General features: G+C 68.1%; 21 protein-coding genes. 9 read left to right on the plus strand and 12 right to left on the minus strand.

Annotated features, from left to right (window positions below):
- Positions 1 to 261: 261 nt before the first annotated feature.
- On the plus strand, positions 262 to 1998 hold the full coding sequence (locus BCEP18194_RS02095; RefSeq protein ID WP_011349638.1) for a site-specific integrase: 1737 nt from the start codon (positions 262 to 264) through the stop codon (positions 1996 to 1998).
- 39 nt (positions 1999 to 2037) lie between these two features.
- Here BCEP18194_RS02095 and BCEP18194_RS02100 read toward each other — a convergent pair whose 3' ends face one another.
- Positions 2038 to 2754 carry a DJ-1/PfpI family protein gene (locus tag BCEP18194_RS02100; RefSeq protein WP_011349639.1) on the minus strand — a complete coding sequence of 239 codons (717 nt, stop codon included), beginning with the start codon at positions 2752 to 2754 and terminating at the stop codon, positions 2038 to 2040.
- A gap of 84 nt (positions 2755 to 2838) precedes the next feature.
- Between BCEP18194_RS02100 and BCEP18194_RS02105 the strand changes: the two genes are divergently transcribed.
- The 3 genes from BCEP18194_RS02105 to BCEP18194_RS02115 all read left to right on the plus strand — a co-directional run bounded on the left by BCEP18194_RS02105 (position 2839) and on the right by BCEP18194_RS02115 (position 5309).
- A complete protein-coding gene (locus tag BCEP18194_RS02105) occupies positions 2839 to 3771 on the plus strand; it encodes a GlxA family transcriptional regulator (protein WP_011349640.1) in 933 nt (310 codons plus the stop codon).
- A 214-nt stretch (positions 3772 to 3985) separates the two neighbouring features.
- Complete coding sequence (locus BCEP18194_RS02110; RefSeq protein WP_011349641.1) at positions 3986 to 4309, plus strand: TfoX/Sxy family protein; 324 nt, start codon at positions 3986 to 3988, stop codon at positions 4307 to 4309.
- Between the two features lie 88 nt (positions 4310 to 4397).
- On the plus strand, positions 4398 to 5309 hold the full coding sequence (locus BCEP18194_RS02115; protein ID WP_011349642.1) for a hypothetical protein: 912 nt from the start codon (positions 4398 to 4400) through the stop codon (positions 5307 to 5309).
- A 25-nt stretch (positions 5310 to 5334) separates the two neighbouring features.
- On the opposite strand, the gene BCEP18194_RS02120 is transcribed toward BCEP18194_RS02115, so the two are convergent.
- A complete protein-coding gene (locus tag BCEP18194_RS02120; protein ID WP_011349643.1) occupies positions 5335 to 7512 on the minus strand; it encodes a DUF4132 domain-containing protein in 2178 nt (725 codons plus the stop codon).
- Positions 7505 to 7663, minus strand: a complete 159-nt coding sequence (locus BCEP18194_RS40975; protein WP_157687098.1) for a hypothetical protein — start codon at positions 7661 to 7663, stop codon at positions 7505 to 7507. The genes BCEP18194_RS02120 and BCEP18194_RS40975 overlap by 8 nt, the downstream gene beginning before the upstream one ends.
- 446 nt (positions 7664 to 8109) lie before the next feature.
- On the opposite strand from BCEP18194_RS40975, the gene BCEP18194_RS02125 reads away from it, so the two are divergent.
- On the plus strand, positions 8110 to 9534 hold the full coding sequence (locus BCEP18194_RS02125; RefSeq protein ID WP_011349644.1) for a PLP-dependent aminotransferase family protein: 1425 nt from the start codon (positions 8110 to 8112) through the stop codon (positions 9532 to 9534).
- A 96-nt stretch (positions 9535 to 9630) separates the two neighbouring features.
- On the opposite strand, the gene BCEP18194_RS02130 is transcribed toward BCEP18194_RS02125, so the two are convergent.
- Positions 9631 to 10524 (minus strand): LysR family transcriptional regulator, encoded by an 894-nt coding sequence (locus tag BCEP18194_RS02130; RefSeq protein WP_011349645.1) that lies wholly within the window; start codon positions 10522 to 10524, stop codon positions 9631 to 9633.
- A gap of 116 nt (positions 10525 to 10640) precedes the next feature.
- Between BCEP18194_RS02130 and leuC the strand changes: the two genes are divergently transcribed.
- The 3 genes from leuC to BCEP18194_RS02145 all read left to right on the plus strand — a co-directional run bounded on the left by leuC (position 10641) and on the right by BCEP18194_RS02145 (position 14109).
- Entirely contained in the window at positions 10641 to 12053 is a 1413-nt protein-coding gene (gene leuC, locus BCEP18194_RS02135; RefSeq protein ID WP_011349646.1) for a 3-isopropylmalate dehydratase large subunit, read from the plus strand.
- Positions 12046 to 12684, plus strand: a complete 639-nt coding sequence (gene leuD, locus BCEP18194_RS02140; RefSeq protein WP_011349647.1) for a 3-isopropylmalate dehydratase small subunit — start codon at positions 12046 to 12048, stop codon at positions 12682 to 12684. Before leuC ends, leuD begins: the two co-directional genes overlap by 8 nt.
- A gap of 102 nt (positions 12685 to 12786) precedes the next feature.
- Positions 12787 to 14109, plus strand: a complete 1323-nt coding sequence (locus BCEP18194_RS02145; protein ID WP_011349648.1) for a 2-hydroxycarboxylate transporter family protein — start codon at positions 12787 to 12789, stop codon at positions 14107 to 14109.
- Between the two features lie 102 nt (positions 14110 to 14211).
- Here the strand turns inward: BCEP18194_RS02145 and BCEP18194_RS02150 are convergent, their stop codons facing one another.
- The 3 genes from BCEP18194_RS02150 to BCEP18194_RS02160 form a co-directional block, all read right to left on the minus strand.
- Positions 14212 to 15651 (minus strand): MFS transporter, encoded by a 1440-nt coding sequence (locus BCEP18194_RS02150; RefSeq protein WP_011349649.1) that lies wholly within the window; start codon positions 15649 to 15651, stop codon positions 14212 to 14214.
- Positions 15652 to 15815: 164 nt separating this feature from the next.
- On the minus strand, positions 15816 to 16967 hold the full coding sequence (locus BCEP18194_RS02155; protein ID WP_011349650.1) for a CaiB/BaiF CoA transferase family protein: 1152 nt from the start codon (positions 16965 to 16967) through the stop codon (positions 15816 to 15818).
- Positions 16968 to 16974: 7 nt separating this feature from the next.
- Positions 16975 to 17916: a hydroxymethylglutaryl-CoA lyase gene (locus BCEP18194_RS02160; protein ID WP_011349651.1), complete on the minus strand. Its 942-nt coding sequence runs from the start codon at positions 17914 to 17916 to the stop codon at positions 16975 to 16977.
- 147 nt (positions 17917 to 18063) lie between these two features.
- Between BCEP18194_RS02160 and BCEP18194_RS02165 the strand changes: the two genes are divergently transcribed.
- A complete protein-coding gene (locus BCEP18194_RS02165; RefSeq protein WP_011349652.1) occupies positions 18064 to 18981 on the plus strand; it encodes a LysR family transcriptional regulator in 918 nt (305 codons plus the stop codon).
- A gap of 74 nt (positions 18982 to 19055) precedes the next feature.
- On the opposite strand, the gene moaD is transcribed toward BCEP18194_RS02165, so the two are convergent.
- From moaD to fdhD, 5 genes are all read right to left on the minus strand, one after another.
- The gene (moaD, locus tag BCEP18194_RS02170) at positions 19056 to 19313 is read right to left on the minus strand and encodes a molybdopterin converting factor subunit 1 (RefSeq protein WP_011349653.1); all 258 of its coding nucleotides are present in this window, start codon (positions 19311 to 19313) and stop codon (positions 19056 to 19058) included.
- Positions 19314 to 19369: 56 nt separating this feature from the next.
- Positions 19370 to 19939, minus strand: coding sequence for a molybdenum cofactor biosynthesis protein MoaE (locus tag BCEP18194_RS02175; protein ID WP_011349654.1), 570 nt, complete (start codon positions 19937 to 19939; stop codon positions 19370 to 19372).
- 46 nt (positions 19940 to 19985) lie between these two features.
- The gene (gene moaA, locus BCEP18194_RS02180; RefSeq protein ID WP_011349655.1) at positions 19986 to 21110 is read right to left on the minus strand and encodes a GTP 3',8-cyclase MoaA; all 1125 of its coding nucleotides are present in this window, start codon (positions 21108 to 21110) and stop codon (positions 19986 to 19988) included.
- Positions 21111 to 21318: 208 nt separating this feature from the next.
- The gene (glp, locus tag BCEP18194_RS02185; protein ID WP_011349656.1) at positions 21319 to 22533 is read right to left on the minus strand and encodes a molybdopterin molybdotransferase MoeA; all 1215 of its coding nucleotides are present in this window, start codon (positions 22531 to 22533) and stop codon (positions 21319 to 21321) included.
- A complete protein-coding gene (gene fdhD, locus BCEP18194_RS02190; protein WP_011349657.1) occupies positions 22533 to 23402 on the minus strand; it encodes a formate dehydrogenase accessory sulfurtransferase FdhD in 870 nt (289 codons plus the stop codon). The genes glp and fdhD overlap by 1 nt, the downstream gene beginning before the upstream one ends.
- Between the last annotated feature and the right edge of the window lie 425 nt (positions 23403 to 23827).

Genomic DNA, 23827 nt, shown 5'->3' on the forward strand with positions numbered 1-23827 from the left:
GGCCGGAAATGCATTGAACGAACCGCGCGACCGTCGATATCCCGATGCAGATACCGATACGGATGGTTGGATCGTCCCGTGCAATTCAATGCGGATCTCGCCCGCCGCAACGTGATGCGGGGAAGCGGTGAGCGGATCGCGCGGGAATGTAGTGCGGAGCATAACAGGCCGTGTCGGGCGTCTCGCTCGTGCACGCGTATCTCGCCGGAAAGGCCACGCACGTCGTATCCGGCTGCGCGCGCTTCTGTCAAACTGGCGCCCATGAACCCGCGCCTGGCCTCACTGCCTTCCTCCGATTCCACACCTGCGCCCGCAGGCTTTCCCGACGCCGACGAACTGGCCGCGCTGCGTGCGTGGTACGCGGGCATGACCGTGCGTCAGGCCGTCGAGCGCTACCTGCCCGATCGTCTCGGCGAAGGGCGCTCGGCGCGCGGCGTGATCGGCGGGATTCGGCGCCGCCTCGTGCGCGTCGCGCGGCAGGCCGGCCGGCCCGATCTCGCGGAGCAGCTCGGTCATCCCGACGGTGAGCGTACGCGGGAGGCGAGGGCGGCGGCCGAAGCGATCGGCCTGCTGCGCCATGCACGCGCGCCGGTCCCGCAGATCAGCGACGACGTCGGCCAGTGGTTGCCCGCGCGCGCGGTCGTCGCGCTGCGTGCGCACGGGATCGCGACGCTCGCCGATCTGACGGTGCGGATTCCGCGTCGGCGCCAGTGGTGGCGTGCGATCGCAGGCCTCGGCGTGGCGAGCGCACGCAACATCGAGGCGTTTTTCGCCGCGCATCCGGCGCTGACCGAACGGGCGCGCGCGCTGATCGCGACGACGCCGCGCGGCAGCATCGTGCCATGGGAGCAGCTGAAGCTGCCGCACGAAGTCGACGGCTCGGCCGGCACGTTCCGCGCGCCGCGCGCGACGAGCACGCTCGATGCGGACAACGATTACGCGGCCGTGCACGCGTGGCTGTCGCTGCACGAATCGGCCGCGACGCGGCGTGCGTACCGGAAGGAGGCCGAGCGGTTGATCCTGTGGGCGATCGTCGAGCGCGGCCGTGCGTTGTCGTCGCTGACGACCGAGGATGCGGTCGCGTATCGCGCGTTCGTGCGGCGCCCGACGCCGCACGAACGCTGGGTCGGGCCCGTGCGGCCGCGCGGTGCGCCGGACTGGCGGCCGTTCTCGGGCGCGCTGTCCGCGCGCTCGGCCGCGTACACGCTGTCGGTGCTCGGCGCGCTGTTCCGCTGGCTGATCGAGCAGCGCTACCTGCTCGCGAATCCGTTCGCGGGCGTCAAGGTGCGCGACACGCGCGGCGCGAACGCACTCGACACGTCGCATGCGTTCACCGAAGGCGAGTGGCTGCTCGTGCGCACGATCGCCGACGGGCTCGAATTCCGCAAAAGCACCGGCACCGGTACGCCGCAGTCGGGCTGGACGCCGGCCGCCGCGCAACGCCTGCGCTTCATTCTCGATTTCGGCTACGCGACCGGGCTGCGCGCGAGCGAGCTGGTCGGCGCGACGCTCGGCGACATCGAGACCGATGCGCACGGCGACGCGTGGCTGAAGGTGATCGGCAAGGGCAGCAAGGCCGCACGTGTCGCGCTGCCGCCGCTTGCGCGCACGGGGCTTGACCGTTTCCTGGTCGCACGGCGGCTGCCGGTCACGCCGTCGCGCTGGCGGCCCGACACGCCGCTGATCCCGAGCCTCGCGGAAGACGGCGCGGCCGCGATCACGAGCGTGCGGCTGTGGAAGGTGATGCAGCGTTTCTTCGCGCAGACGGCCGATCAGGTCGATGCCGACAACCCCGCGCTCGCGCAGAAGCTGCGGCAGGCGAGCCCGCACTGGATGCGTCATACGCATGCGACACATGCATTGGCGCGCGGCGCGGAGTTGACGACCGTGCGCGACAACCTGCGACATGCGTCGATCTCGACGACGTCGATCTATCTGCACGGTGACGACGTGAAGCGGGCGCGGCAGATGTCGAGCGCGTTTGCGGCCGACAAGTAGTCACGTCGTGTGGATCGGGCAAGGGCTGCCCGCGCGTCGTCATGTCGGCTGTCGGCCAGCGTCCGGCTGCGCGAGGTTCTGCGCCGCGCGCGCCACGACCGCATGACGATCGGGCCGCACGCGCTCGAACAGCGCGGACACTGACGCGAGAACGTCCGGCGCGGCCCGCTCGGGACGTCCGCAGTCGAACGGCGGCTCGGGCGCGTATTCGATGCCGAGCTGCACCGCTTGCGCGTATTCCGGGCCGGTGATGTCGGCCATCACCGACAGCGCCATGTCGATGCCGGCGGTGACGCCGCCGCCCGTGACGACCGGGCCGTCACGCACCACACGGCCGGTATCGACGATCGCGCCGAACGGCGGCAGCAGGTCACGCCACGCCCAGTGGCAGGCGGCTCGCCGGCCTTGCAGCAACCCGGCCGCGCCGAGCACCAGCGATCCGCTGCACACGGAGGTAACATAGCGGGCGCCCAGCGCGAGCCGGCGCACTTCGCTGACGAACGCATCGTCGGCGATCGCGTCGATCACGCCGAGCCCGCCCGGCACGCAGACGAGATCGGCGTGCGCGATGTCGGCGAGCCGCTCGACCTCCGCAAGGATCAGGCCGCTGTCCGCGCGAATCGATCCGCCGCGCACCGAGGCCCGGTGAATCCGGGCACCCGGCAGACGCCAGAACACTTCGTCCGGCCCGGTGAAATCGAGCTGCGTGACATGATCGAACAATGCGAATACGACGATGAACGGTGTAGTGGCCATCACGATCTCCCGAAGACATGAACGGCCTGTAGCATCGGGCCGCGCACCGTCCGTCGCAATGTCATTTCTCCCGCACTTTCTGCCATGACCCATCGCGTCGCCATGCTCGTGTATCCCGGCTTCCAGTTGCTCGATGCGGCCGGGCCCGTTGCCGCGTTCGAGATGGCCGACTACGCGCGCACGCCGCATTACGCGGTTCGTGTCGTCGCCGCGCAGCCGGGGCTGGTCCGCAGTTCGTCGGGCGTGAGCTGGCATGCCGAGCCGCTGCCGGAAGCGGCGGACCTCGATACGTTGCTGGTCGCAGGCGGCGATGGCGTCGATGCCGCGATGGTCGACGATGCGACGTGCGCGTTCGTTCGTCGCTGCGCGGCGCGCGGCATCCGCGTGGCGAGCGTCTGTTCGGGCAGTCTGTTGCTGGCCGCGGCCGGCGTGCTGGACGGCCGGCTCGCGACCACGCACTGGGGCTGCGGCGAGCGCTTCGCGCAGGCGTTTCCGCAGGTGCGGCTGGCGCTCGATCGCATCTACGTGAATGACGGGCCGTTCTGGACGAGCGCCGGCATCACGGCCGGCATCGACCTGACGCTCGCACTGATCGGCGAGGATCGTGGCGAGCGGCTCGCGCGTGCCGTTGCGAAACGGCTGGTCGTGTACTACCGGCGCCCCGGCGGGCAGTCGCAGTTCTCGGCGCTGATCGAGCTCGACAGCGCGCAAGGGCGCTTCAAGCCGCTGCTCGACTTCATCCGCCGGAATCTTGGCGCGCGCTTGCGCGTGAGCGACCTGGCCGAGCAGGCGTGCATGAGCCCGCGACAATTCGCGCGGGCGTTCCAGACGGAAACCGGCCTCACGCCGGCCAAGGCCGTCGAGAAACTGCGCGTGGAAGCCGCCCGCGCGGCGCTGGAAAGCGGCGCGGCGTCGCTGCAGCGCGTGGCGAACGAGTGCGGGTTCGGCGATACGGAGAACATGCGGCGCAGTTTCCAGCGGTGGCTGGGTGTCGCGCCGTCGGCGTTGCGTTCGTAGGCGGGCGTGGTCATGCTGTCGCCGCTTCGATCGCGATCGTCTCGCACAGCAGGGTGGCGTAATGGAACTGTCAGGCGGTAGTGGGCCCGTAAGGCCCGCCCATGCCTGAATGCGCGTTCCGCTGACGAACGGATGACGCATCGCAGTGTATCCGCCAATCAGGCGGAACGGTCCGCCACTCACGGTGGTCATAAACTTTTTGTAAGGAACAGAGATGGCATCGAGCCAAGGCACAGTCGATTTCATCGTCGAACAAATGGCGGCAGCCGGCACCGTATCGGCGCGCAAGATGTTCGGCGAGTACGGCATCTATTGCGACGGCAAGATGGCCGCGCTCGTCTGCGACGATCGGCTGTTCGTCAAGCCGACGCCCGAAGGGCGCGCGTTTCTCGGCACGTGCGAAGAAGGTTCGCCGTATCCCGGCGCGAAGCCGCATCTCGTGATCTCCGGCGAGCGCTGGGACGATCGCGAATGGCTGTCGGCGCTGATCCGGATCACCGCCGCGCAGTTGCCGGTGCCGGTGAAGCGGAGCCGATAGCGGGTTTTCGCGTGCCATGTTGCGCTGCGGCCAGGCGTATTCTGTGACACATGTGCGCGACCATCGCGCATCCGGTGGGAGCACAAGAATGAACACATCCGGACATCCGCGCGGCACGTGGCTTGCTCGCCGCGCCCGGCACGCGCTCGTCGCGGCCCTGTGCGTGGGCTGGAGCGCGCTGTCGTTCGGCGCGGACGATGCGGCGACGCTGCTCGAGCGTTACCGCAGCCTCGGCGCGCAACTGAAGGACAACGCGTTTCACCGTCCGCTGGTTCTCGAATCGGCGGAAGCGTCGTCGTCGCTGAAGGGCGATATCTACGCGGTGGTCGACTATCCGTACACGGTCGTGAGCAGCCAGCTCGACGATCCCGCGCAGGGCCCCGCGAACTGGTGCGCGGTGCTGATCCTGCACCTGAACACGAAGTATTGCCACGCGTCGAGCGGCAGCAACGGCCCGGTGCTCGACGTGAACCTCGGCCGCAAGATCCAGCAGAAGCTGTCGGACACCTATCGCGTGCAGTTCCGCTATCGCGTGGCGGCCGCGACGCCCGACTATTTCCAGGTCGACCTGACCGCCGACAGCGGCCCGATGGGCACGAAGGATTACCGGATCGCGCTGGAGGCCGTGCCGGTCGGCGCGTCGCGCACGTTCCTGCATCTCACGTATTCGTACGGCTTCGGCACGGTGGGTCGCATGGCGATGAAGACCTACCTCGCGACCGTCGGCAGCGACAAGGTCGGCTTCACGACCGTCAGCGGCGGATCGGCCGCGCAGCCGCAGTACATCGGCGGCGTGCGCGGGCTGCTGGAGCGCAACACGATGCGCTACTACCTCGCGATCGACACGTATCTCGCGACGCTCGACAAGCCGCTCGACCAGCGCCTCACGCGCTGGTTCGACGCGACCGAGCAGTATCCGCAGCAACTGCACGAGGTCGAGCGCGGTGCGTATATGCAGATGAAAGCGCAGGAGGTGCAGCGGCAGCAGGCGGCGCGGTAGGCGGTGCCTGCTGCCGCATCGCCGCTCAGTCGAGCAACCCCGCGACCACATCGACGATCCGCTGCAGCAGCGCTTCGTCGTAAGGCAGCCACGGCACCGCGCGCAGCGGTGACGGCGGCGGCACGATCGCGGGTTCGACCGGTTCGCCGTCGCGCATCACGCGCCCGGTCGCGCAATGCACCGACCACGCACCGACGCGCACATGGCGTTCGTCGATCGTCATCTTCCCTTGCGCCACCGGCCCGGCGAACACGAGCGACAGCACGTGCCGGCGATGGCGCGCCATCGTGCCCAACGGCACATCCGACAACCGGTTCAGGCGCTGCCAGCGTTCCGCTTCGAGCTCACGCTGGCGCACCGGGTCGACCGTGAGCGCGGCGGCGGCTGCGCGTGTTGCGTCGTCGTCGAGCGCGAACGCGGCGACGCTCACGAGCAAGTCGACCGCGCGCGCCACTTCGGAGAACACGACGCGATCGATCTCGCCGATCGGCAGCGGCACCCAGCGCCGGTCGTGCCGGCGTTCGAAGTGCAGCCGGCGCGACGTGCCGTGGCTTTCCGAGCCCGGATAGAGACGCGCATCGACGAAGAAGGTCGCGCGCACGTCGCCGAATTCGCGGACCAGCCCGTCGTCGTACGCGCGGATCGACCAGCCTTCGCGGCGCGCGACGCCAACCAGCGGCCGGCTCGACAGCACGTGGCCTTCGAACATCGCGGAATCGCTGGCTGGCGTGTCACCGTCGGCCGGCACGTAGTATTCGCGGAAAGCCTGCCTGACCGGCTGCCGCAGCGTGCGGCCGACGATCGCGCGTTGCCACGCGAGCCGCTCGTCCGCGTCGGCCAGCAGCGGGTGCCATAGCCGGATGTCGCTGTCGCCGGCGAGGTCGATCGCGTGCCCGGCCACGTCGCGCAGCACGACCTTGCCCTTTGCGATGTCCGGCATGAACGACCGCGTCGATCCATCGGCGCTGCGCGCGTGCCAGATCATGCGTGCGGCGAACGCGGCGCCGGCCGGCGCATCGACGAGGCGCTCGCGCCATTCGGCATGGCCGAGCGTCATCGACTGCCAGAAGCCGGCTTCCATGCAGGTGGCGAGCATCGCGAGCTGCTTCTTGTCGGGCTTCGCGTCGAGCGTCATGCGCAGCGCGGTATGCGGCCGTTCGCCGAGCGCGCGTTCGGCCGGCTTCAGGTTGCGCGCGAGCTTCTTTTGCACGCCGGCATGCCGCACGGTGGCCAGCGCGTCGCGCAGCGCACGCACGCTCTCGGGTGTCGGGATCGTCTCGACCGCGTGGCCGAGTGCGATCGCGAGCGACTGTGACGGCGCGGTTTTCGCGGCCGTCGGTGCGACGCACACGCCGGTCAGCAGCGGCCCGATCAGCGGGCGCAGCCACGCTTCGTCGCGATAGGCGGCCACGCGCGCGGCGCGTGCGACGACCTGGGCGTCGTCGGTCGTGAACGCACGATCGGCTTCGTATGGAACGGTGCCCGCGTGGAGCGCCGCGACCTGCTGCGCGGCCTCGGTCAGCGCGTCGCGCGCGAACGCGACATATGCGGCGTCTTCCGCGAGCGTGATGGCCGGATCGCTGAAGTCGAGCCACAGTCGTCTCGGCGCGAAGTAGCCGTCGTTCGTCGCGGCCAGTGCGAGCAGCCCCGCTGGCCCGAGTGCGGGCAGCACGTCGAGTTCGCGCACGCGAAACGGCGAATCCGCCAGCGCTTGCGCATACGCGTCGCGTCGCGCCGAGAAGTCGCGGCGCCCGGCGAACCGGTCGAGTGTGTACACGCCATACGTGCTGGATCCCGAGCGCACGTCGCCTTCGTCCGGTTCGCCCGCAATGCGCGCGAGTTCGGCTTGCAGCGTCGGCGACGGCAGGGTGTCGAGACAGGGCAACTCCTCCAGCGCGCGTTTCCACTCGCCGGCCGGGATATCGCGGAACAGTTCGAGCGCGGCATCGGCGTCGACGAGCGGCACGAGTCCAAGCGCATCGATTTGCCCGTGCAGCCAGCGCGCGAATTCGGCACGCGGATCGTCGAACGCCTGGTCGCGCACCATGATCTCGTGCTCGACCCGGCGCAATGCCGGCCAGACGGCGCCGAGCGAGTGCGCGTCGAGCGTCGACAGGTCGATCGGCGTGCCGGTAAAGCGTGGATGGTCGGCGCGGCCGGTCAGGCGCGCGACGAGCAGCGCGGCGAGGTCTCGATCAGGCATGTGCGGCCTCCTGGCCGGCAGTGCGTGAGTGCGATGCTCGGATGCCGACGCGGCCGGCCGCTTCGTTCCAACACCATTTAATCGTCTGTACTTGTCGGGCGGCGCGGATCATGCCGCCGACGGCGGATGCGCGTTCGATCGTGTACTGCATGGTCTGACTCCGGCAGTGAAAACCGTGCGGACGCACAGTATTGCACCCCAATTGACGTAGCCACGCGAAAGCCCGTGCGACGGGCGTTCCGGGCCGATCCGGCCACGCCGCGCAAGGGTCCCGACCGTCCGGTCATTTCATAAGACGTACAGTTTTCTCGCGATGCGCGAAGCGCGCCGAACTGTACTCTTGTTCGCGTGGTCGATGTGTGTACTCGACGCCAACTGTTCTGCTCTTAAGATTCCATCATCAAGTGCACAGTGCCGCAGGTCCAGTCGTACCGGAACCCTGTTGGCGCATCTTCAAGAGAGAGCCAGTGCGATGGAAAAGGCAAAACCGGAGGGAAAGATCAGGAATCACGACGGCCCGGTCGGCGGGCGAAACACGTGCGTGTCCGATGCAAACGGCAGGGCAGCCCAGCTGCGCGTGCCGGCGGGAGACGCGCGATGAAACTCTATGAAAAACTCGCGGACGACATCGAGCGCCTGATCCGCCAGGGCGTGTACCGGCACGGCGACCGGATTCCGTCGGTGCGGCAGGCGAGCCAGCAGCACCGGATCAGCATCACGACCGTACTGCACGCCTATCTGCTGCTGGAAAGCCGCGGGCTGCTCGAAAGTCGGCCGCAGTCCGGCTATTTCGTGAACCTGCGGCGCGACGACAGCCATGCGCCGGTGCGCGAGCTGCGGCCGTCGAAGCCGATCGCGATCTCGTCGTCGGTCGACGTGAGCCGGCTGGTGCTGTCGACGCTGCGCTCGATCGGCACCGACGACGCGGTGCCGCTCGGCTCGCCGTATCCGGACCCGAGCCTGTTTCCGTTCGAGAAGCTGAACCGCTATGCGTATGCGGCCGGTCGCGACAAGTCGCTGTGGGGCGTGACGGACGGGCTGCCGCCCGGCCATCCGCGGCTGATCCGCCAGATTGCACGCCGATATCTGGAAAACGGGATGTCGGTGGACCCGAACGAGATCATCGTGACGGTCGGTGCAACGGAGGCGATCAACCTGTGTTTGCAGGCGGTCGCGAAGCCGGGCGACACGATCGCGGTGGAATCGCCGACGTTCTACGCGATGCTGCACGCGATCGAACGGATGGGGATGAAGGCGATCGAGGTGGCAACGCATCCGGAATACGGGATCGACATTGCCGCGCTCGCCGCAATTGCGAAGTCGCAACCGATCGCCGCGTGCATGGTGATGCCGAACTTCCAGAACCCGCTCGGCTTCCAGATGCCCGACGAGCGCAAGCGCGAGCTGGTCGAGTTCGCGACGAAGACCGGGATGCCGCTGATCGAGAACGGCGTGTACAACGAACTGTATTTCGGCGATGCGCATCCGAGTTCGTTGAAGTCGTATGACCGCAGCGGGATCGTGTTGCACTGCTCGTCGTTCTCGAAGAGCCTGACGGCCGCGTACCGGATCGGCTGGGCGCTGCCGGGCCGCTATCGTGACCAGGTCGAGAAGCTGAAATTCCTGAACACGCTCGCGACGCCGTCGTTGCCGCAGCTTGCAATCGCGGAGTTTCTCGAACGCGACGGCTACGAGCATCACCTGCGGCGCCTGCGCAAGGCATATGCGCAGCAGGCGAACCTGATGCGCGCGATGGTGTCGCGGTTCTTCCCGGAAGGCACGCGCATCTCGAGCCCGGCCGGCGGGTACGTGCTGTGGGTCGAGTTGCCCGCGCAGGTCGACGCGATGCGGCTGTACCAGCTCGCGCTGGAGCAGGGGATCACGATCGGGCCCGGCTACATGTTCTCGATCACGGACAGCTACCGGAACTTCATCCGGCTGAACTACAGCAGCCCGTGGTCGCCGGAGATCGAGCAGGCCGTGATCACGGTCGGCAAGCTGGCCTCGGCGTGCATGCGGTGAGCGGGTGCGAGCGGTATCTTGCGTTTCGACGACGAAGCCGGCCGTGTGCCGGCTTTTTTCCTGGTGCGGCCCGTGCCGCCGTCGCGTTCCGGGCCGTCACGCGCGCCGCTCGAGATACTCGCAAAGAAACTCGATGAACACACGCACCTTCGCCGACAGGTTGAGCCGTTCCGGATACACCGCGTAGATATCCGACGGTGGCAGCGACCAGTCCGCGAGCACGCGTGTCAGCGCGCCCGAATCGATGAACGGTTGCGCGTCCCACTCGGACCGCACCAGCACGCCATGCCCGTCGATCGCCCAGCGCAGCGTCGCTTCGCCGTCGTTGCTGCTCATCACGCCATGCACCTTGACGAGTTCGTGGCGCTTGCCTTTCGTGAAGTGCCACGTGCCGTACGCGGTGTCGTTCTCGCGCAGCACGATGCAGCGGTGGCCGCGCAGGTCGCCGGGCACCTTCGGCACACCGTTCGCTTTCAGGTACGCGGGCGACGCGCAGACGAAACGCCGGTTCGCCGCGAGCTTGCGGCCCACCACGCGCTGGTCGGGCAGCTCGCCGAACCGGATCCCCACGTCGTACGCGAGCTCGGCGAGGTTCATCGGGCGATCGGTGAGTTCGAGCTGGATCTCGACTTCCGGATGACGATCGCGGAACGCGGACAGCGCGGGCACGATGTGGCGGCGCCCGAAGCCGAAGGTCGCGTTGACCTTGAGCAGGCCTTGCGGCTGGTTGCGGCTGCTCGATACCGTGCGCTCGAGTTCGTGCACCTGCTCGAGCAGTTTCGAACCGGTTGCGAGATACACCTCGCCCTCGTTGGTGAGCGCCAGCCGCCGCGTGGTGCGGTTCAGCAGCTTCACGCCGAGGCGCCGTTCGATCTGGTTGAGCCGTGCGCTGACGGCCGGCGGCGTGACGCCGAGGTCGCGCGCGAGCGCCGACAGGCTGCCGTGTGTGACGAGCCGTGCGAAGAATTCCAGGTCTGCGATCGGATCCATCTTAAAGTTTCATTTAATAATGGGTTAAGCTGCGCCTCATTTTAAGGCGTCACCCTCCAAATTACACTTGCCGAAACGTCCGCACCCGGGCGTTTTCGCAACAAGGAGGGGGAACGATGGGACAGACGCTTTACCGGAAGATCGTGGCGAGCCACACGGTATCCCGCGTCGACGCGCAGCACGTCGTGCTGTACGCCGACCTGCACATCATGAACGAGTACACGAGCCCGCAGGCGTTCGCCGGGCTCGCGGCAAGGAACCTGCCGGTACGCTGCCCGGAAAAGCAGATGGGCATCGTCGATCACGTGATTCCGACGCATCCCGTTCCGGTCGGCCAGCGCATGATCGTCATCGACGCGGCGGCCAGCCAGGCCGCGAATTTCACGCGCAACTGCCGCCGGCACGGCATCCACCTGTTCGACGTCCAGGACACCGAACAGGGCATCGAGCACGTGGTCGCGCCCGAGATCGGGCTGATCCGGCCCGGCATGGTTGTGCTGTGCGGCGACAGCCACACGACGACCTATGGTGCGCTGGGCGCGCTCGGCTTCGGCATCGGCACGTCGGAAGTCGAGCATGTGCTGGCGACGCAGACGCTGGTGTACCGCGTCGCGCGCGACATGCGCATCCGCGTGGACGGCACGCTGCCGGCCGGCACCACGTCGAAGGATCTCGTGCTGTACATCATCTCGAAGATCGGCGCGCAGGGCGCGCGCGGCTTCGTCGTCGAGTACTGCGGGCCGGCGATCGACGCGCTGAGCGCCGAAGCGCGTATGACCCTGTGCAACATGACGGTCGAAGCTGGTGCGCGCGGCGCACTCATCGCGCCCGACGCGACGACGGTCGAATATGTCCGCGACCGGATCCGCGATCTGCCGGCGGCCCGCCTTGACGAGGCCGCCGCGCAGTGGACACAACTGCAATCCGACGCCGACGCGCCGTTCGACGTCACGCATCGCTTCAATGCGGCGGACGTCGCGCCGTTCGTGACCTGGGGCACGAGCCCCGACCAGGCCATCGCGATTACCGCGCGCATTCCGGCGCTGTCGGCCGAGCCGCTCGAACGCGACAACGCGCGCAAGGCGCTCGATTACATGGGACTCGATGCCGGGCAGCCGATCGATGGCCTGCATATCGACCACGTGTTCATCGGGTCGTGCACCAATGCGCGCATCGAAGACCTGCGCGCCGTGGCGGACGTCGTGCGCGGCCGCACGGTCGCGCCGTCGGTGCGCGCGATGGTCGTACCGGGGTCGGTCGCGGTGCGCGAACAGGCCGAGCGCGAAGGCGTCGCGCGCACACTGATCGACGCCGGATTCGAATGGCGCCAGCCCGGCTGCTCGATGTGCCTCGCGATGAACGACGACATCCTCGCGCCCGGCCAGCGCTGCGCGTCGACGACGAATCGCAATTTCGAGGGCCGCCAGGGACGTGGCGCCCGCACCCACCTGATGAGTCCGGCGATGGCCGCCGCCGCCGCGCTGGCCGGACGCATCGTCGACGTACGCAAGGAGTTCGATCATGCGTGAGCACGCCTCCGTCACCGGCATTGCCGCGCCGCTGCCGCTGAACAATCTCGATACCGACCAGATCATGCCGAAGCAGTTTCTGCTCGGCATCGACAAGTCGGGGCTCGCGCGCGGCGTGCTGTACGACCTCCGTCACGACGGCTCGGGCGCGCGTCGGCCGGATTTCGTATTGAACCGCCCGGAGTATCAAGAGGCGCGCATCCTGGTGGCTGGCGCCAATTTCGGCTGCGGCTCCAGCCGCGAACACGCGGTGTGGGGCTTGCAGCAGGCGGGCTTCGACGCGGTGATCGCGCCGAGCTTCGGCGAGATCTTCTACTTCAACGCGCTGAACAACCGGCTGTTGCTGGTGATGCTCGATCCGGCCGTCGTGTCGACGCTCGTCGAACAGGCGCGCAACCCGGCTACGTGCACGTTGACGATCGACGTGCTGCGCCAGGTCGTCAGGACAGCAGAGGGAAGCGAGTACCCGTTCGACCTGCCCGAGCGGCAGAAGCGCATGTTCGTCGAAGGGCGGGACATGATCGGCATGACGCTCGCCGATCGCGATGCGATCGATGCGTTCGAGGCGCGCCATCACGCGGCCAGCCCGTGGATGAAGATCGATTTGCCGAAGCAGCAGCGCGCGGTGTGAAAAGGGCGTTTCGGCGCCCGCAGCACGGGGCCGGACGCGCACTGCGCGATTTCGTCCGGCCCTGCCGATGTGCGAACTCAATACAAAAAACGGAGACATGACATGGAAGCTTCCCCCGTGCAGACGAGCCTGCCGCCGTCCACGCCGCTCGCGTGGCTGCTGAACCTGAAGATCGGCGGGATGCCGCTGCCGATGTTCGTCGCGATCGCGGCCGTCACGATCCTGGCGGCCGCGACGAAGCGGCTGCCGAACGACATGATCGGCGGCTTCGCGGTGCTGATGCTGTCCGGGCTGCTGCTCGGCGAGATCGGCCGGCGGATCCCGGTGTTCCGGCATATCGGCGGCCCCGCGATCCTGTGCCTGTTCGTGCCGTCGGCGCTGCTGGGCTACCGGCTGATGGACGACGCGACGCTCAAGGCGATCACGGTGACGATGAAGACGGCCAATCTTCAGTATCTCTACATCGCGTGCCTGGTCGCCGGGAGCATCCTCGGGATGAACCGCAAGATCCTGATCCAGGGCTTCCTCAAGATGTTCGTGCCGCTGCTCGTCGGTACCGTGGCCGCGATCGCGGCCGGGATCGCCGTGGGCTTCGCGTTCGGCTACGACCCGCAGCATACGTTCTTCTATATCGTGATGCCGATCCTCGGCGGCGGCATCGGCGAGGGCATCCTGCCGCTGTCGATCGGCTATGCGGAGATCACCGGCGCCGCGCAGGGCCACCTGATCGCGATGATGGTGCCGGCTGCGCTGATCGGCAATGTCGTCGCGATCCTCGCGAGCGGCATGTTGAAACGCTTCGGCGAAAAGCATCGCCGCTACAGCGGCGACGGCCTGCTGGTGAAGACCGGCGAGGATCGCGAGCTGCTCGCCGCGCAGCAGGCCGAGGCCAGGCTGGACCTGCGGCTGATGGGCTTCGGCCTGCTGCTCGCGTGCACGCTGTTCATTCTCGGCGGGTTGCTGGCGCCGCTCACGGGCATTCCGGGGCCGGTGTTGATGATCGTCGCGGCGGCCGTGCTGAAGGTGTGCCGCGCGATTCCCGAGTCGATGGAGATCGGCGCGTACCAGATGTACAAGTTCATGTCGACGAACCTGACGTTCGCGATCCTCGTCGGGCTCGGCACGCTGTTCGTGTCGTGGGACAAGCTTGTCGGCGCGTTCTCGCCCGGGTATTTCGTGATTTGCGCGTCGATCGTGATCGCGATGGTGGTCTCCGGCTTCTTCGTCGGCGCCGCGCTGAAGATGTATCCGGTCGAATCCGCGATCATCACCGCCTGCCATAGCGGGCTGGGCGGCACCGGCGACGTCGCGATCCTGTCGTCGTCGAACCGGATGGGGCTGATGCCGTTCGCGCAGATCTCGACACGCATCGGCGGCGCCGCGATGGTCGTGTTCGCGACGATCGTGATGAAGTGGCTGCATTGACGATCGCAGCCGCTCGATCGTGACGCATGCGAGGGTTCGTTCGTCGGCGCGGCGACGCCTGAATCCGGCGCTGACCGGCGAACATCCGGGATGCGTCGAGCGTCAGCGATTGAGCTCCTCGAGCCGCACGCCGTTGGTCCTCGGGCCGAACGTGCCGATGACGATGACCACGACGAGCATGAACACGGTGATCCCGGTGAACACGCCGGACACGCCGAAATCCTTCAGCAGCGCCGCGATGATGAAGCCCGACATCATCGCGCCGGCGCGGCTGGCCGAATACGCGATGCCGCTCGCGCGGGAGCGCACCTCGGTCGGAAACAGCTCGCACTGGTACGCGTGATAGGCGACGGAGATCGTCTGCCCGGCGAGGCTGATCAGCACGCCGAGCACGATGAGCGGCGCAACGGTCTTGACCTGCGCGAACGCGAGCCCGCAGGCGATCACGGCCAGCGCACCGCCGACGATCAGGTGCTTGCGCTGGATCCGGTCCGCATAGCGCATCGCGAGCAGCGGCCCGGCCGGCATCGCGAATGCGATGACGAACGCATACAACAGGCTCTTCGTGACGGTGATGCCCTGGCCGATCAACAGTGTCGGCACCCAGTTCGCGAATCCGTAGTAGCCGATGGCCTGGCAGAAGTTGAACGCGACGAGCATCAGCAGGCGGGCGCGATAGGGTGCGCGCCACAATGCTGCGAACGCCGCGCGGTGTACTTCGGGAGCCTCGCTTGCCGGCGCGGGCGGCGGCAGCGGCATGCCCGATTCGCGCTCGGCGATCGCTTCCATCCGGCTCACGATCCGTTCGCTTCGTTCGGCATCGCCGTGCGCGGCCAGCCACCGTGGGCTTTCGGGTACCGCACGACGGATGAACCAGACGATCACGGCGCCGGCCGAGCCGGCCAGCACCACGACGCGCCAGCCGTCGAGCCCGAATACCGTCGTGGGCACGAGCCACCACGACAGGATCGCCGCGACCGGCGCGGCGGCGAACATCACGACCTGGTTGAACGCGATCGCGCGGCCCCGCATGTGCTGCGGGACGAGTTCGGTCACGTAGGTGTCGATCGTGACGATCTCGAGCCCGACGCCGATGCCGGTGATGAAGCGCCACAACAGCACGCCCTCGGGCGTCGTCTGGAACGCCATGATGGCCGAGCCGATCGAGTACCACAGCAGCGAGTACGTGAAGACGGCGCGGCGCCCGTAGCGGTCCGGCATCCAGCCGAAGCCGAACGTGCCGACGAACAGCCCCGCGAAGGTCGCCGCGATGAAGGCGGCGATGCCGGTGAAGCCGAAGAATGCCTGCGTGGTGGTCTGCAGCAGGCCGCTTTTTGCCATGCCCGGTGCGATGTAGCCAGTGAAGATCAGGTCGTAGACTTCGAAGAAGCCGCCGAGGGAAATCAGCAGCACGAGCATCCACTGGTGCCGCGTGATCGGCAGCCGGTCCATGCGCGCGGAGATGTCCGCGCCGGCGCGGATGCCGGCGCGTACCTGCGGCGTATCGAGCGGGGCGCCGCCCGCGGTGACGGTCTGATGCATGTTGTCTCCTGATCCTCTGACGGGCGGCATGCTTCTTCGAGCTGCCTGCCCTGATAACGGTTATAGGCGCACGCGGCGTGGACGGCGCGCGGAATGCCTGGCAGCGCGCGACCGGGCCTGCGTCGAAGCCGGCAGGCCGCTGCCGGGCCGGCGTCGGCTATCGCTCATGCGATCGCGCGGCGTGTCAGCCGTGCCAGCACTTCCTGCGTGTGCTCGCCGACGCGCGCGAGCGCCTGGCGCACGCCGGGCCGCCGTCCGCCCATCGTGATCGGCAGCAGGACGACATCGGTCGTGCGGCCGTCGTCGGTCTGCATCGGCACCAGTCCGCCGCTCGCTTTCAGGTGCGGATCGTCGAGCAGTTGCTCGGGACGGACGATCGGCGCATACGGAATGCCGGCCGCTTCGAGTTTCGGCGACAGCTCGGCGGCGCGATGGTCCTTCAGGATCGCGCCGAGCCGTTCGAGCAACCGCGGCCGCACGGCGACCCGCAGCGCGTTGGTGGCGAAATCCGGTTCGGCGGCGAGCGCGGGGCAGGCGAGCACGTCGCACAGCGTGACGAACTGCCGGTCGCTGACCGCGCCGATGAACAGCTGTTCGCCATCCGCGAGCGTGAACACGTCGTAGACACTCCACGCCGACACGCGCGCAGGCATCGGCGGCGGCGGTTCGTGCGTCATCGCATACTGCTGCATGTGCTGCGCGCACAGGAACACGCAGTTCTCGAACAGCGCGCTCTGCACTTCCTGCCCGCGGCCGGTGCGCTCGCGTTCGCGCAGCGCGGCGAGCACGCCGATCGCCCCGAACATGCCGCCCATGATGTCGTTGACCGACGTGCCGGCGCGCAGCGGCCGGCCGACCGGCCCCGTCATGTAGGACAACCCGCCCATCATCTGCACGACTTCGTCGAGCGCGAGGCGCCGGTCGTACGGGCCGGGCAGGAAGCCCTTGTGCGTCACGTAGACGAGCGCCGGGTAGCGGGCCGACAGCGTGTCGTAGTCGAGGCCGAGCGACGCCATCAGGCCGGGGCGGAAATTCTCGAGCATCACGTCGCAGGTACCGATCAGTTCGACCGCAGCCTCCCTGCCCTCGGGCGTATGGAGATCGAGCACGACGCTTTTCTTGTTGCGGTTGAACGAACGGAAGAAGCCGATGCCGAGGCCGGGCAGGTTGCGCGTCTTGTCGCCGCCGGGCGGCTCGATCTTGATCACTTCGGCGCCGAGATCGGCGAGGATCATCCCGCACGTCGGCCCCATGACCATGTGCGTGAATTCGATGACGCGAATGCCGTCGAGTGGAAGTCGGGTGTCGTGGCTCATGATGGGTTCAGGCGGTGGTGGTGGCGGCGATGGCGTGGGTAGCCGGCAGGCCCGCGCGCCACAGCGCGCCATGCAGCGTCTCGCCGTCCAGCCAGCGCGCGACCTTCGCGCGCAGCGTCAGCAGCGCGGCAAGGTCGATGCCGGTGTCGATCCCCATGTCGGCGAGCATGAACGCGAGGTCTTCACTCGATGCGTTGCCGCTCGCGCCGGGCGCATGCGGGCAGCCGCCGATGCCGGCGAGTGTCGCGTCGAAGCGTGCGACGCCCGTTTCGAGCGCCGCGTACACGTTCGCGAGTGCGAGGCCGCGCGTGTCGTGAAAATGGCCGCACCAGAAACGCTCGCCTGCGGCGGCGCGCGCCTTGCCGAACAGTTCGCCGACGGCGGCCGGGCCCGCATAGCCGACCGTGTCGGCGATGCTCACGCGGTCGGCGCCGGCATCGAGCAGCGCATGCAGGTAACGCAGCACCGCCGACTGCTCGACGCGGCCCTGGATCGTGCAGCCGAACGCGGTGCCGATGCCGCCTTCGATCAGCGTCTTCGAGCCGGCCGCATCGCGTGCGGCGCGGATGCGTGCCACCTCGGCGACGACTTCATCGGGCGTCTTGCGCAGGTTCGCGATGCTGTGCGCGCGGCTCGCCGAGAGCGGCACCAGCATCAGGTCGGCGCCCGCGTCGATCGCGTGTTCCGCGCCCTTGAGATTCGGCACCAGCACCGACACGCACAGGCCGGGCAGCGTCTTCGCATACGCGACGAGCTCGGCCGTGTCGGCCAGTTGCGGGAGCAGGCGTGCCGGCACGAACGATCCGACCTCGATTTCGCGCTGGCCGGCGGCGTACGCGTCGCCGATCCACTCGATCTTGTGTTTCGTCGGAAGAATGCGCGGGATGCTTTGCAGCCCGTCGCGCAAGCCGACTTCGCGTATGACTGCCTGCTGGGGGAACGACCGCATGTCGCTTGTCTCCGTTGATTTCGCCCGTGTCGATGCACCGGCGTCGTGCTAACTTTAGACATTCCTGATGGACATTAAAGCGGTATTTCGGAACCGCCACGTTTCCGAAATGGAATGTCTGAATGCCTGATTGCCTGGAGACGGCGGATGCGTGACATCGACCTGAAAACGCTACGGCTGCTGGTGGCCGTGTGCGATCACCGCAATATGGCGCGGGCGGCGGAGGCGGTTCATATCGAGCCGTCGGCGATCAGCAAGCGCATCGCGCAACTGGAAAGCGACCTCGGTGTGCCGCTGCTCACGCGTTCGCGGCGCGGCGTCGAGCCGACGGCCGCGGGCAATGCGCTGCTCGAGCACGCGCGCAGCGTGCTCTTCACGATGGAGCGCATCGCGAGCGATGTCGCCGCGTTCGGCGGCGGGCTGAAGGGGCGCGTCAGCATCTGCGCATCGGCATCGGCGATCGCGGAGGCACTGCTCGACGACATTTCGTCGTTCATGCGCGAACCGGCCAACGAGAACATCCGGGTGGACGTGGAAGAGCGTTTGTCGTCCGAACTCGTGCGGCAGTTGCGGGAAGGCGCGGCGAGCGTGGGCGTGTGCTGGGACAACGTCGATCTTCAGGGCCTGCAGCATCGGCCCTATCGGCAGGACCGGCTGGCGCTGGCCGTGCATCGTGATCACCCGCTCGCGAACGCGCCGTCGCTGAGCTTCGAGCAGACGCTGGGCTACGAGCATGTCGGCCTGCTGCCGACGACCGCCGTTCACACGCTGTTGCAGCGCGCGGCCGCCGATGCCGGCACGACCGTGTCGTATCGCGTGATCGTGTCGGGGTTCGATGCCGCGTTTCGCGTCGTGGCGGCCGGGCTCGGGATCAGCGTCGTGCCGATGGAAGTGGCCGACACGTACCGGCCGGTGTTCGGCATCAAGGTGATCCCGCTCGTCGATGCGTGGGCGAAGCGCCGGTTCGTCGTCTGTTTCAGGAGCTTCGACGCACTGCAACCGGCCGCGCAACGGATGGTCGACTATCTGTCGAGCCGGGCCGCGATGCCGGCAGCGAGCGACTGATACGCAGCGTCAACGTGTGTGAGCTGCAACGGGCGATCGATGTCACGCCGGGTGCCTTCCATCTCGTCGTGATGTCAGCCGCCCGTCACCGGCGGGAAAAACGCCACCTCGCTGTCCTCCCGCACGACGAATCCCCCCGTCACCATCTCGAGATTGACGGCCGCGCGCACGGGCCGGTCCGTCCGCAGCGCTTCCGCGCTGCGTGCATCGCGTGCGGCCAGCGTGTCGCGCAGCGCGTCGACGGTGAGCTCGCGCGCGTCGATCTCGACGATTTCCTCGTCGAGATCGAGTTGCTCGCGAATGCTTGCAAAGTATTTGATCGTCAGTTTCATCGCGATGTCTTGAAAGGAATCACTCGGCGGAATCGGAACACGCGCAGCACCTACGCTCAGCCCCAGCGCCGCATCGCCTGGTCGTCGTGCGCCTTCGCCTCGACCCAGCCGGATACGCCGTCGTGGCGGATCTCCTTCTTCCAGAACGGGGCGTGGGTCTTCAGGAAGTCCATCAGGAATTCGCACGCATCGAACGCGGCCCCCCGATGCGCGGCGGCCACCACGACCAGCACGACCGCCTGGCCGAGCGGGATGCGCCCGACGCGATGCACGATCTTGATCGCCTCGAGACGCCAGCGTGCGCTGGCTTCCTCGACGATGCTCCACAGCGCCTGTTCGGTCATCGTCGGATAGTGCTCGACCTCGAGCGCGATCACGTCGTCGACGTCGCCTTCGTTACGCACGACACCGAGGAAATTCACGACCGCGCCGACATTCGGATTGCGAACGATCGGCGCGAGCTCGGCGCCCGCGTCGATCGGCGCGTACTGCACGCGTACTTCGAAGCCGGCGGTAATCGACGGTGGCGGCTCGGGGTGCGGGTCGGTCGTGCTGTCGGGAGCGGGGCTGCCCGCGTGCAACGGATCGTCCGGTAGCCCGGCACGGGATTCGGTGAAGCTCGTCATGACGGTTCTCCTGTAGGCGGTGCGTCCTGTGTCGCGCGGCGGCCCCTCAGCCGCCGACCAGCGACATGCGCACGGTCGGATAAGTCTTGCCCGGCGCACGGGCGGGCCGTGCGGCCCGGCGCTCGGAATAGCGGTCGTCGCGGTGCGACCAGCGGTCGCGCACGGCGGCGGCGAGGTCGGCGGTCGACGCCGTGTCGTCGAGCCACGGCCGCAGGTCGGTGCCTTGCGTCGCGAACAGGCACGTGTAGAGCTGGCCGTCGGCCGACACGCGGGCGCGAGAACAGGTGCCGCAGAACGGATGCGACACGCTCGCGATGAAGCCGACTTCGCCCGCGCCGTCGATGTGCGCGCAACGGATCGCGGTCGCGTCGTGCCCCGGTTCGCCGACGAGCACGAGCGGATAGTGTTCGTCGATCAGTTCGCGCATCCGCGCGGCCGGCACGACCTTGTCGCCGGACCAGAAGCTCGCGCCGCCGACATCCATGTATTCGATGAAGCGCACGGCCACGCCGGACTGCCGGAAGTGCCGCACGAGCGGCAGGATCTGGTCGTCGTTCACGCCGCGCTCGATCACCGCGTTGACCTTGACCGGCGCGAGCCCGGCCGCCTGCGCGGCCTCGATGCCGGCCAGCACGCGCGACACGGGCACGTCGGCGTCGCTCATCCGGCGGAACACCGCGTCGTCGATCGCATCGAGGCTGACCGTCACGCGCGACAGGCCGGCGTCGCGCAGCGTGCGCGCCTTCGCGGCCAGCAACGAGCCGTTGGTCGTCAGCGCGATTTCGACGGGCTTGCCGTCGACGGTCGTCAGCGCGGCGAGGCGTTCGATCAGTGCTTCGAGGTTGCGGCGCAGCAGCGGCTCGCCGCCCGTGATGCGGATCTTTTCGACGCCGAGCGACGTGAACGCACGGGCGATCTTTTCGAGTTGCGCGAACGACAGCCGCTCGGACGACGGCATGAACGCATAGTCGGCGCCGAAGCTTTCGCGCGGCATGCAGTAGCCGCAGCGGAAATTGCATTGATCGATCACGGACAGGCGCAGGTCGCGCAGCGGGCGGCCGAGCGTGTCGGTCGTGCGGGGGAAAGCGCCGGGCGATGCGCCGCCGGAAAGTGCGGCAACGGCCGGCGCGGCGGAAACGATGGCATTCACGATCGGTTCGTCGGCCTGCAAGAAGTAAGCGGTGGGGCATCGCCGGTCGGCCGTGCGTGTGCGGATGAGCAGGCGCACGGCGCGTGACGAGCCTCTTCGTGAGGATAGTCCGCCGGGTTTTTCCGGCAGGGACACAATCGCGCCCGAATTGCAGGAATACAGTTCGCAGTACGACCTGCGTGGCCTGCGCGGCGAAGGGCGTGGATCGGGCGGGTGTCCGGCGTCGCGCTCATGCGAGCCAGTGCGCGAATTCGTAATACGGTACCGCGTCGCCGCACGCGATGCGTTGCCCGGCCGGCAGCCGGGCTAGCCCGCTCGCCTGCACGAGCGACTGCAGCGTGCCGGCGCCTTGCTGGCGCAGCGTGTCGAGTGCGGGCATGCCGTCGAGGCCGACGGTGCAGTGCACGCGCACGAAGCGCTCGCGCTGCGCATCCGGTTCGAAGTCGCTGTCGATCGGCAGCGACGGCACGACCGGCACGCGGGTGGTGCGCCCCTGCAGCCGGCGGATCAGCGGCGCGACGAACAGCGCGAACGCGGTCATCGCGGCGCCCGGATTGCCGGGCAGCAACACCACCGGCTGCGTGTCGAGCCGTGCCAATGCAACCGGCTTGCCCGGCTTCATGCGCACGCCGGTGACGATGAACGACGCGCCGAGCGCGTCCAGCGCGGGGCGCAGCAGATCCTTGTCGCCGACCGATGCGCCACCGACGCAGATCACCAGGTCGCAACCCGCGTGCAGATCGCGCAGCGCGCGATCGACAGCGGTCGCGGTGTCGGCCGCATGCAGGCTCATCGCGACCTCGGCACCGGTTCCGGAGACCAGCGCGGCCAGCATCGGCGCATTGCTGTTGTAAATCTGTTGCGGCGCACGCGGCTGCCCGCATGCGACGAGCTCGTCGCCGGTCGTCAGGATGCCGACACGCAGCGCCGGGCGCACGTCGACGCGTGCGAACCCCTGTGCGGCGGCCACGCCGACATGCATCGCGCCCATGCGCACGCCGGCCGGCACCAGCAGGTCGCCGGCGCGCACTTCCTCGCCCCGGCGGCGGATATGCGAGCCGCTGCGCTGCGGTACGTCGAACGCGACCCAGCCGTCCTGCTCGCGTGCGTGTTCCTGCATCACGACGGTGTCCGCGCCGGGCGGAATCACGCTGCCGGTGAAGATGCGTGCGGCCGTGCGCGGGGCCAGCGGTGCCGGCGTGTCGCCCGCATAGCAGCGTTGCGCGACGTGCAGCGGCTCGCCGTGTGCGAGATCCGCGTGACGGACGGCGTAGCCATCCATCGCACTCTGGTCGGCCGGCGGCTGGTCGAGCACGGCGGTGAGCGGCGCGGCCAGCACGTGGCCGGCGGCTTCCGCGACCGGGATGGACGTGGTGGCGCCGAGCGGTGCGAACGCACTGGCGAAATGCTGTTGCGCGGTATCGAAATCGGTCAGGGGTTTCATCAGGAGAGAGCCGGATGCGCTTGAGCGAGCGCCGGTTGATCAGGGTGCATGGCGTCGGGCGACACGTACTCGACGAAGCCGTCGTTGCGGCAGAAGCCGAGCAGCCGCACGCCGGCTTCGCGGGCGACGTCGATCGCAAGCGACGTCGGCGCCGAGATCGTCGCGATCATCGGGATGCCGACCCGCGCGGCCTTGCGCACCAGTTCGTAGCTTGCGCGGCTCGACAGGAACACGAAGCCGTCGTGCAGGTTGGCGCGACGCTGCGCGAGCCGGCCGATCAGCTTGTCGAGCGCGTTGTGGCGGCCGACGTCCTCGAACACGTCGAGCACGTCGCCGTCGCGGTTGCACCAGGCGGCCGCATGGATGCCGCCCGTCTCGCGCATCAGCGTCTGGTGGGCCGGCAACGCACGCGCGGCGCGTTCGATCGCTGCCGCGCCGATACCGGCGGCCGTGCCGGCGGCGGCGATGCGTGGCGGGTGCAGGTCGAGCTGCGCGATGCTTTCGATTCCGCATACGCCGCAGCCGGTACGGCCGGCCAGCGCGCGCCGGTGTGCCTTCATCGCCATGAACGCCTGCTGCGACACGGTCATCCGCACTTCGGCGCTGCCGGCCCGGCATTCGCTTTCGATGTCGAACACGTCCGACGCGCGCTCGACGATGCCTTCGCTCAACGCGAAGCCGAGGCCGAACACGTCGAGGTCGATCGGGGTCGCCATCATGACCGTGTGTGCAATCCCGTTGATCACGAGTGCAACCGGCGTTTCGTCGACGACGCGGTCGACGGTGTCGCGCGCGTCGCCGGCACGGTGACGTGTCACATGACACGCGGTGCTGCCGGTCGGATCGTCGCGGCGGATGCAGGACTCCATGCGGTTTTCTCCAGGCGGATCGGCCGGCGGGCCGGCCGGGTCGGGCGCGTGCGCCGGACCAGGGGATTCGATGCTGCCGGGCGGGCGCGGCCGGAGGGCTCGGCATGGCCGTGGGCAAGCGTTTCATGGGATCTTAAAGGGGATGAAAGGCGCGCCGGATATACAGCGCTGCAATGCGGAAAGCAGTACAGCTGACCGTCGCGAATGCACGAAATGTGTTTTCCGTACACACATCTTCGGCAGCGGAAGCAGCACAGTTTTAACGCGCGCTCGAACGATTGCGAGTATTGTTGCAAACGCGATATCGTCATTCACGCTTCGATGCCATGCGAGTGACCGTTTGTGTTCGCATGTGTTGTCGCCAAGCCGTCGCGCGATTTCCTGCTTCGAGCGTACGTCCTCACAACCACGAGCAAATTACGGTC

It is taken from the genome of Burkholderia lata, from assembly GCF_000012945.1.
Classification (GTDB): domain Bacteria; phylum Pseudomonadota; class Gammaproteobacteria; order Burkholderiales; family Burkholderiaceae; genus Burkholderia; species Burkholderia lata.

Excerpts from the sequence above, each read along its gene's own strand:
- BCEP18194_RS02165 (WP_011349652.1), top strand. The coding sequence starts at position 18,064 with ATGCGTGACATCGACCTGAAAACGCTACGGCTGCTGGTGGCCGTGTGC.
- moaD (WP_011349653.1), bottom strand. The coding sequence starts at position 19,313 with ATGAAACTGACGATCAAATACTTTGCAAGCATTCGCGAGCAACTCGAT.
- BCEP18194_RS02120 (WP_011349643.1), bottom strand. The coding sequence starts at position 7,512 with ATGCCTGATCGAGACCTCGCCGCGCTGCTCGTCGCGCGCCTGACCGGC.
- BCEP18194_RS02110 (WP_011349641.1), top strand. The coding sequence starts at position 3,986 with ATGGCATCGAGCCAAGGCACAGTCGATTTCATCGTCGAACAAATGGCG.
- leuD (WP_011349647.1), top strand. The coding sequence starts at position 12,046 with ATGCGTGAGCACGCCTCCGTCACCGGCATTGCCGCGCCGCTGCCGCTG.
- BCEP18194_RS02145 (WP_011349648.1), top strand. The coding sequence starts at position 12,787 with ATGGAAGCTTCCCCCGTGCAGACGAGCCTGCCGCCGTCCACGCCGCTC.
- BCEP18194_RS02095 (WP_011349638.1), top strand. The coding sequence starts at position 262 with ATGAACCCGCGCCTGGCCTCACTGCCTTCCTCCGATTCCACACCTGCG.
- BCEP18194_RS02175 (WP_011349654.1), bottom strand. The coding sequence starts at position 19,939 with ATGACGAGCTTCACCGAATCCCGTGCCGGGCTACCGGACGATCCGTTG.
- glp (WP_011349656.1), bottom strand. The coding sequence starts at position 22,533 with ATGAAACCCCTGACCGATTTCGATACCGCGCAACAGCATTTCGCCAGT.
- fdhD (WP_011349657.1), bottom strand. The coding sequence starts at position 23,402 with ATGGAGTCCTGCATCCGCCGCGACGATCCGACCGGCAGCACCGCGTGT.
- leuC (WP_011349646.1), top strand. The coding sequence starts at position 10,641 with ATGGGACAGACGCTTTACCGGAAGATCGTGGCGAGCCACACGGTATCC.
- BCEP18194_RS40975 (WP_157687098.1), bottom strand. The coding sequence starts at position 7,663 with ATGCAGTACACGATCGAACGCGCATCCGCCGTCGGCGGCATGATCCGC.
- BCEP18194_RS02160 (WP_011349651.1), bottom strand. The coding sequence starts at position 17,916 with ATGCGGTCGTTCCCCCAGCAGGCAGTCATACGCGAAGTCGGCTTGCGC.
- BCEP18194_RS02155 (WP_011349650.1), bottom strand. The coding sequence starts at position 16,967 with ATGAGCCACGACACCCGACTTCCACTCGACGGCATTCGCGTCATCGAA.
- BCEP18194_RS02100 (WP_011349639.1), bottom strand. The coding sequence starts at position 2,754 with ATGGCCACTACACCGTTCATCGTCGTATTCGCATTGTTCGATCATGTC.
- BCEP18194_RS02150 (WP_011349649.1), bottom strand. The coding sequence starts at position 15,651 with ATGCATCAGACCGTCACCGCGGGCGGCGCCCCGCTCGATACGCCGCAG.
- BCEP18194_RS02125 (WP_011349644.1), top strand. The coding sequence starts at position 8,110 with ATGAAACTCTATGAAAAACTCGCGGACGACATCGAGCGCCTGATCCGC.
- BCEP18194_RS02115 (WP_011349642.1), top strand. The coding sequence starts at position 4,398 with ATGAACACATCCGGACATCCGCGCGGCACGTGGCTTGCTCGCCGCGCC.
- BCEP18194_RS02130 (WP_011349645.1), bottom strand. The coding sequence starts at position 10,524 with ATGGATCCGATCGCAGACCTGGAATTCTTCGCACGGCTCGTCACACAC.
- BCEP18194_RS02105 (WP_011349640.1), top strand. The coding sequence starts at position 2,839 with ATGACCCATCGCGTCGCCATGCTCGTGTATCCCGGCTTCCAGTTGCTC.